We start from the raw sequence: 8550 nt of genomic DNA, 5'->3' as shown, positions 1-8550 counted from the left end.
GGTGTGGTGCAGACCATTTCCGTGCAATTGGGCGGCGTATTTACGGCCAATCAACCCCTGTTGACCACGGTGGATGCCGGGCAATGGGAAATCAAAGTCCCGGTGCCCGCTGCCGTGGCCCGGCAATTGACCATCGGTGATGGGGTGAAGGTGCAATCGGTTTTTGGCAATCAACCGCCGCAGGCAACCCAAATTTCCGCCATTGATCCGATGGTCTTGCCGGGCAGCAATCGCCAACCCATTCATTTGCACCTTCCAGGCAATCAATCTGCCGATACGCCAAATTGGGTGCTGGGAGAGGCCGTCTCGGCGCAATTCACACTGCCGGGCCATACCGGGTTGATTTTGCCGCATGCGGCCATTCAAACCGATGCCAAAGGCCAACCGCGCATTTGGCTGGATCGTGCGCACAAGGCTGTGTCCGTGCCGGTGCGAGTCCTCGCGACGGTTGAAGCGAATAGCGTGGTCGAGCCCATCGATGCTGCGGCCTTGAAGGCGGGCGACAAGGTGGTCGCCACGGGTGCACCGAATGTGGCGGCGGGCATGACATTGATTGCCGAACCGTCAGCCGGGGCTCAGCCATGAGGTCTTATTCTGCGGTGGCCCACTTTGTATTGCGCCATCAACGCTCGTTGTTGTTTTTACTGTTGGTGCTGGTGGCCGGTGGCTCGTTCACTGCCATGACGCTGCCGGTAGCGCTGTTTCCGAGTTTGAGTTTTCCCCGGATTGTGGTCGCCGTCGATGCCGGTAACCGCGATGCCGCACAAATGGTGCGCACAATCACCAAGCCGGTCGAACAAGCCCTGCGCTCGGTGCCCGGTGTTCAATCCGTCGCCAGTAACACCAACCGGGGCAGCGCCGATCTGGATTTGCGGTTCGCCTGGGGCACCGACACGGCCCTTGCTGCGTTGCAAACCGCCGCAGCGATGAATTCGGTGTTACCCAGCTTGCCTGCGGGCACGGTCTTTCGCGTGCATCGGGAAAACCCGACCCGCTTTCCGGTAGTCGCCTACAGTCTGACATCCGACAGCCAGAGTCAGACCGAACTGCGCACACTGGCGCAATACACGATCGCCCCGTTGCTTTCCAGCATACCGGGCGTGCGGCAGGTTCAGATTCAGGGCGGTGCGCTGCCGGAATACCATGTGCTGCTGGACCCTGAACGATTAAAGGCATTGAACATCACCACGCAAGAAGTCGTCACGGCGCTGAACAGTGGCCAGGGACAACACGCGATTGGGCATCTGCAAACCCCTAATCGGCTGGAACTGTTGCTCACCGATGGGCGTTTGAGCGATGCGGCCGAGATCGGGCAGGCGGTGATTCGGCATTCAGCGGCGGGCAATATCCGAGTAGCGGATATCGCGACTGTTGTGCATTCAACAGTGCCGAATTACCAACGCATCACCGCCGATGGCAAACCGGCCGTGCTCTTGATGATCAAGCAGCAACTGGGCGGAAACACCGTAGCGATTGCCCATGCGGTGAGCGCGAGTTTGCAGGACAACGCAAAATTGATTCCACCCGGCGTGGTGCTGAAAAAATGGTACGACCAGAGCACCCTGATCGTCGACTCGGCGCAATCCGTGCGGGATGCCATCGTACTGGGTATCCTGTTTGCGATATTGATTCTGTTTTTATTCCTGAAAAATGGCCGCGTCACGTTGGTGGCCTTGCTTGTGGTGCCCGCCGTGATGGCCAGCACACTGATTTTGCTTAAATTATTCGGGCTTGATTTCAATATCATGACCTTGGGCGGCATGGCCGCGGCGGTGGGGCTCGTGATCGACGACATCATTGTGATGATCGAATATCTGTTGCACCCAAAACACACCCGGCGTCACCCGCATTTATTGCATCCGCTGTCGGAATTCACCCGCCCTCTGGTTGGCTCATCGATGGCCACCATTATTATTTTCGCCCCGCTGGCCTTTCTCGATGGCGTGACCGGCGCGTTTTTCAAAGCCTTGTCCCTGACCATGGCGTCCAGCCTGATCTTGTCGTTCTTGTTCACCTGGTTACTGGTGCCGATTTTGCTCAATCGCTTGAACATCAAGCCCAAGCCCCCGACTGATACGACAATGCCGCAAGAGAGCATGATGACGCGCACTTATCGGCGATTGTTGTTCCGCCTGTTGCGTACACCGGTGTTGCTTTTGCCGGTAATCGTCGGTTTGGCGGCCATCGGTTGGGTAAGTCTCACGCACATCCCCACCGGGTTTATGCCGGAAATGAACGAGGGTGGCTTTGTACTGGATTACCAAACCCGGCCCGGTCAATCCCTTACCGAAACCAACCGCGAGCTGATGCAGGTCGAAGCCTTGATTCGTGCCATGCCTGAGGTTGAAACGCTGACCCGTCGTACCGGTGCACAACTCGGCGGTGGGCTTACCGAGGCCAATCAAGGTGATATATTCATCGAACTCAAATCACCCGCGCATCAACAAAAGGTAATGGACCGCATCGCCACGGAAATTGCCCATCAAGTGCCCGGCGTCACCGTGCAGGATCTGATGCAACCCATGGGGGATTTGATCGGTGATCTGACAGGTTCGCCCCGCCCCGTTGTGATTCGCCTGTTTGGTCAAAGCCAACAGGAACTGCAAGCACTTGCGCCCAAGGTGGCGAAAGCCATCAGTGGCATCAACGGAATCAAAGAGGTGCAAAACGGCCTCGTGATTGCCGGAGATACGCTCGAATTTCATATCAATCGCAATAAAGCGGCTATTGCCGACATAACGCCGGGCGCCATCGTGCAGCAGATGGGCACTCTGCTCGGCGGAACCATCGCTACCCGTCTTGCCGAGGGCGAGCAAGTCGTCGGTGTGCGCGTCATCACGCCCACGCACTTGCGCGCCACGCCGCAAAGCCTGGAAAACATGGAACTGACCAATGCGGCGGGGCAACCGGTTCGAGTGGGTGATGTGGGGAATTTTGTGTCTATAACCGGCACGCCAGAAATCACCCGCTATAACCAAAAACCGATGGTGGCTGTTTCGGCGCGGATCAGCGGACGCGGCTTCGGCGGCACTATTGCCGATGTCAAAAAGGCCTTGGCACAACCGGGCCTCTTGCCGCAAGGCGTTTATTACGAGCTTTCTGGTTTGTATCAGCAGCAGCAAATCGCCTTTCATGGCCTGATGCTGGTATTTGCCACCGCCACCGCGCTGGTGTTTCTGGCCTTGTTGTTTTTATACGAACGCTTCGCCATCAGCCTCTCGATCATCAGCGCGCCGCTCATGGCCGTGGCCGGGGTGTTTTTCGGGCTGTGGGTGACCGGCCAAACGCTCAATATCACCTCGTTGATGGGGCTGACGATGATCATCGGCATCGTTACCGAAGTGGCCGTGTTCTACTTCTTCGAAGTCGGCCGCATCCGCAGCGGCCCCTGGAGTGATCGTTTGATTGAAGCCGGTGTGCGCCGCCTGCGTCCCACCATCATGACCAGCTTAGCTGCGATTTTAACCCTGCTGCCCCTGGCGCTTGGCATCGGGCAAGGCTCGGCCATGCAACAACCCTTAGCCATTGCCATCATCAGCGGCATGATTGTGCAGATTCCCCTGGCCTTGCTGGTGATGCCGGTTATTTATCGATTGATGATCCGGCAACGGTACGCGCTCAATCATTGATTCGTCGGCCTGGCACATGAATAACAGTTAATCCCGCCGAAATCTCAGCGTAGGGTCGCTTCGATAATCTGGTTCCACTGATTCGATGGAGTCAGATTCAACCCAAGCAGGAGATTATGCAATGAAAACCAACCTTCGTTTATCACGCGCTTTGACCGCCGCCGTTATTCTTGCCATCGGTGCCGGCACCGCCGCGGCCTATGCCAATAACAGCCCGTCCAAGGCGGACGCCAAAATCACCATGGAGCAGGCCAAGGCACAGGCATTGCAACTGCAACCCGGCTCGATCAAAGACGCCGAACTGGAACATGAGCAGGGCGGTTCCGGCCTACGATATTCGTTCGACATTCAAACCCAGCAAGGTGAACATGAAGTGGGCATCGATGCGATGAACGACAAAGTCCTTGAAAACGGCATGGATCACGGTGATGCGAACGGCATAGCAGATGATCACAAAGACGGGGAAACTCAGGACGACTGATCAGCCCGATACCAAACGTTGAAATCACAACCCCGTTCATCCAGGTATGAACGGGGTTTTTTAATGTGTCATTTGTAGCGAACTACCCTTCGGGGAACACAAATGAACATACAACGCAGGAATGAGGTTCGTCGACAGCAGGGCGCTCCAGAAAATCCCACCCAGAATCACGACCGCGAGCCCTTGTTCGGGCGCGGCGCCCTGTCCCCAGCCCAAGGCCGTAGGCAACATACCGAGCATGGCGGTCAGCACGGTCAGCAAGATGGGGCGAAAGCGGATCGCGATGGCCTCTTCCACTGCCTGTCGCAATGGCAGATGGCGTTCGTTGCGATGAATGCGATACAACAGGACGATGCCGTGATTCAGGCTCAGGCCGATCAGGGTAATAAACGCGATCAAGCCGGTCACATTCAGCCCGATCCCGCTGAGGCTCAGTGCCAAAGCGCCGCCCGTCAAGGCCAGGGGGATTTGCAGCAGCAATAAGCCCGGCGCCAGCCAGCCATCGAATTGCAGCAACAGGATGCCCAGCATCAAGCCAAATGCGATCAACGCGGCCACGGCCAGCACGATGCCGGTGTGAATCAGTTCTGGATAGAGCCCGCCCACCGTAATCCGGTAGCCACTGGGCAGTTTGATCTGATCCAGCGTGTTGTTGATGTCAGCAACGGCACGGATGCTCGTTGGCGTGGCCAGAATATCCAAGGCGCGGGCACCCTGAATGTGCCGGATCTGATTGGGTGTCTGAATCATCTGGATCGATGCGATTTGCCCCAAGGTGACGGTCTGACTGGCTGCGTTTTTTGCCGGATCGCCATCCACGGTGATGGGGAGCGCCGCCAGTTGGCGCAAGGACCAATCCGGTGCGCCCGCCAAACGAATGAACAACGGCAGGGGCAAATTGCCATCCGGAACAGTCGCCAGTATTTGGCCTGATAGCAGAGGTTGCAGTTGCATGTCCAGTTGGCCGGGCGTAATGCCGTACAGCGCCAGGGCGTCAGGGCGAGGGACAATATTGAGTTGATTGATCGGGTAACCATCGTTATTGAATACATCGCTGAGGCCGGGTGCGGCGGTGCGTAATTGATGCGTTATCTCATCGGCCAATTGATGCAGGGTGTCGATATGCGGCCCGAATAGCCGAATCACAAACGGTTGCGGCAACCCCGATAAACTTTCTCCCACCCGCTCAATGGTGGGCGTGTCGATGCTGGTTTGCACACCGGGCAAAGCGCTCAAGGCGGTCAATCGCCCACCAATCGCATTCAGATCGTTCACTGCCGTATGGCGATGCAGCACGATTTGGATCTCCCCCGCGTAAGCCGGTTCGGTATAGGCCGTCGAGGTCGCAGAACCGATGCGTGCAAACACATGCGCCACGGCAGGATCTTCACGCAACCGCTGCGTGATTCGGGCAACCGTCGCGCGCGTTTCGGTCAGGGAAGTGCCCGGCGGCAGCGTAAAACTCTCGAGCATGACGCCCTCATTCGGCAGCGGTAAAAAATTCACCGTCACCCAGGCCATGCTCGCCACACTGAGTACGAGCAAACCCACGCTGAGGCTCAAGCCCGCCCGTGGGTACCGCAGAACGCCATAAAACAGCTTCAGATTCCAACGGTAGAGCGCATCAATCAAGCGCGCGCCCGAGCGTTTGCGGGGTGCTGCCTTGGCGGGGCGTCGAAGATAACGATCCGCTTGCAACAGCCCCAACCCCAGGGGAATCAGTGTGAGCGACACCACCAAGGAGGCCAGCAGCGCAAAGGTCATCGCCAAGGCAAACGGCAGGAAAAACAGCCCCGCCAAGCCGCCAACCAACAGCAAGGGCAAAAACACGGCCACCGTGGATAGGGTTCCGCTGATGTCGGGGCTGGCAATATCCCGCAAGCCCCGCCAGACGCCCGTCCAGCGGGCATCTCCTTGTTCCCAGCGATGGATGATGCTTTCGAGTACGATGATCGCATCATCGGCCAACAAACCCACGGCGACCGTGAGCGCGCCCAGTGTGAGTAGATTCAGGGTTTGCCCGACGGCATAAAGACCGGCAATCGCGAGCAAAAGCGACAAGGGGATGCTGACGGCAAGCAGCCAGACACCGCGCCCGCCACCGAGCAGCCAGAATAGAACCAGTACCGCCAGTGCCGCACCCAGTAGCAAATTCCGGGTGAGATCGTTGCCGATAATGCCAACCAAATGCCCTTGGTCATACACCCGCAACCAGCGCGAACCAGGGGGCAGCATCGATTGGCTCAGGTTTAGTGCGTTTTGCACCTCTCGCGTCACGGGCAGCGTGGACGCGCCCGGCTGCTTAAATACGGTCATGGCAATGGTGGTTCGATTATCTAGTGTCACCGCGCTGTGACTGGGCATCGGCGCACGCACCACGCGCGCAATGGCGCTCAAGGGAATCGGGCCTTGGCGAGTCGGAATGGTGATTTGACGGATGGCTGGGGCTTGGCGCGGCAGGGCACGCAGCTCGATTTGCACATCCTGATGCCCTAATGACACATAGCCTGCCGGTTGCAACACCACATACTGGCGCAGCGCATGGGTAATATCAGCGACACTGAGGTGCCGTTGTTGCATGGCAGCCAGATCGGGTTGAACCCACAGAACCTGTACACCACCGCCAAACACATCCACTCGCTGTACGCCGGGCACTGCGCGCAGCTGCGGCACAATCGTGCTGTCAATCAATCGGCGCACAGAATCCGGCGAAGCATCAGACGGCAAAATCAGGCTGTAATCGGCAATTTCATTGATCGCATTACCCATGATTTCAGCAAAAGGATGCGCCGCATTAGGCAGTTGGCTGCGTGCCCGATCAATCGCCCCATTGACCATTTGCAAATCCAGCGTCGGGTTGGAATGCTCGGCAAAACGCACATGGGTTGCCACCTGCCCATGACCGATGGTCGAGCGGATATGAGTCACTTGCGGCAGCGCCAGTAATTCATTCTCTATCGGGCGGGCGATTTCTGCTTCCAGTTCCTGCGTGCTGCTGCCCGGCAGCGAGGTCACGATGCTGATTTGCGGAAAATCGAAACGCGGCAGCACCTCAACCGGAATGTTGATTAATGCGTACAGCCCATAAGCGATGAGCGCGCCATAAACCATTGCCCAGACAACCGGCTGCCTGAGCCAGCGAACCCATCCCGTCTCGGTAATGGGCACGGCCTCGTGCGACTCGTTCTGCTCCTGCTGCATGCTTAATCCGGCTGCTGATAACGCAGGCTGAACTGATGATGAAACGCCAGATACGCCTGATCGACCCGGATCCGCTCACCCGCGGATAAACCGCTGATAATATCCGTCGATGAACCGTGACTGTCGCCGATGTGGACGCGCTGTCGCTGCCAGTGCCCATCCTGCCAGACCAAAACCCACCATTGCCCCTGATCGAGAACCAGTGCGCGGGTCGGGATGGGAATGACCGTCTGTTGATCTGCATCCAGTTCAATCGAACCCATCGCTCCCGATTGCCAGCCACGGGGCATCTGATGCGAAGCCGCGTTGATTACCGGCCGCAAAATGACGGGCAAAGCGCCATTTTGAGGATTCAGCGGCAACAGAGACTGAACGCGTATCGCTATTTTTTGCCCGGAGCCCAAGGGCTGAAACCAGCCCGTCATCCCCGGGTGAATCTGGCTGGTTGCTTGACCCGCCTCGGCCGGATAAAAGGTGGCGCGAAGTTGCAAATCATTCAAAGGCTCAATCCGCGCAATCGTCATGCCGGGTTGAACGAGACTGCCCTCGGCTTGATCAATTTGCGTCACCACCCCCTGCGTTGGCGAGCGCAGTACGCGCTCTTCTTGCAAGGCATTCAAGGCGCTTTGCGCACGGTGTTGATTGGCCGCGGCCAATTTGAGTGCCAATTCGCCTTGAATAAGCGTTTTTTGGGTGGTCTGCGCGTAAGCCAGTGTCTTACGGTCGATTTCGAGCGCACGCTGGGCGGCTTTGACTTCGGCCTGTGCTCGTGTCCATTCAACTGCGGCCTGCGCAATTTGTGCATCCAAGCCGGCACCACCCAGAAACCCCACGATCTCGCTGGCAGAAACAATCTGCCCCAGATGTAAACGAGACTGCTGGATTTGCCCGGAGCGCTGCGCGCGCAATGCCAGTGTCACCATAGGCAAGACGCGACCCAGGCCGGAAATCACGGTCTGACGATCAACCGTTTGAGTGAGTACACTGATCGAATCCAGCGCCTTGCTTTGCGTTGTCATCGATGCCGGTGCCGCAAAAGGAGCCCAGGCGGACAGCAGCCCAACGCAAAGCAAGCAAACGCCAGAAAATCCGAGAAATCGTCGGCGCCCTCGACCAGAAGGACGAGCAAATCCGATCAAAGGAGTTTGAGTGTGGTTTTCATCGATTAACTGCTTCATCGACACATGGTAAGCCAGACCTTTAACGGCCAAGATTAAAATATGGTCATGTGGTCAGAGC

5 protein-coding genes are annotated in these 8550 nt (G+C 57.6%); 3 read left to right on the top strand and 2 right to left on the bottom strand.

What is annotated here, in order from left to right:
• From M7R55_RS09530 to M7R55_RS09520, 3 genes are all read left to right on the top strand, one after another.
• Positions 1-585: HlyD family efflux transporter periplasmic adaptor subunit (locus tag M7R55_RS09530; protein ID WP_298220178.1), on the top strand; the 585-nt coding region annotated here is incomplete at its 5' end.
• A complete protein-coding gene (locus tag M7R55_RS09525) occupies positions 582-3629 on the top strand; it encodes an efflux RND transporter permease subunit (protein ID WP_298220177.1) in 3048 nt (1015 codons plus the stop codon). The genes M7R55_RS09530 and M7R55_RS09525, both read left to right, overlap by 4 nt.
• A gap of 121 nt (positions 3630-3750) precedes the next feature.
• Entirely contained in the window at positions 3751-4110 is a 360-nt protein-coding gene (locus tag M7R55_RS09520; RefSeq protein WP_298220176.1) for a PepSY domain-containing protein, read from the top strand.
• Between the two features lie 60 nt (positions 4111-4170).
• Here the strand turns inward: M7R55_RS09520 and M7R55_RS09515 are convergent, their stop codons facing one another.
• Together M7R55_RS09515 and M7R55_RS09510 are read right to left on the bottom strand one after the other, a co-directional pair.
• The gene (locus tag M7R55_RS09515) at positions 4171-7311 is read right to left on the bottom strand and encodes an efflux RND transporter permease subunit (RefSeq protein WP_298220175.1); all 3141 of its coding nucleotides are present in this window, start codon (positions 7309-7311) and stop codon (positions 4171-4173) included.
• A gap of 2 nt (positions 7312-7313) precedes the next feature.
• Positions 7314-8330, bottom strand: coding sequence for an HlyD family efflux transporter periplasmic adaptor subunit (locus M7R55_RS09510; RefSeq protein WP_298220174.1), 1017 nt, complete (start codon positions 8328-8330; stop codon positions 7314-7316).
• Positions 8331-8550: the final 220 nt, after the last annotated feature.

The organism is Halothiobacillus sp., assembly GCF_027346185.1.
In the GTDB taxonomy this organism is placed as follows: domain Bacteria; phylum Pseudomonadota; class Gammaproteobacteria; order Halothiobacillales; family Halothiobacillaceae; genus Halothiobacillus.
Note: the sequence above shows the minus strand (reverse complement) of the source record. Positions and strands in the feature narration are given on the sequence as shown.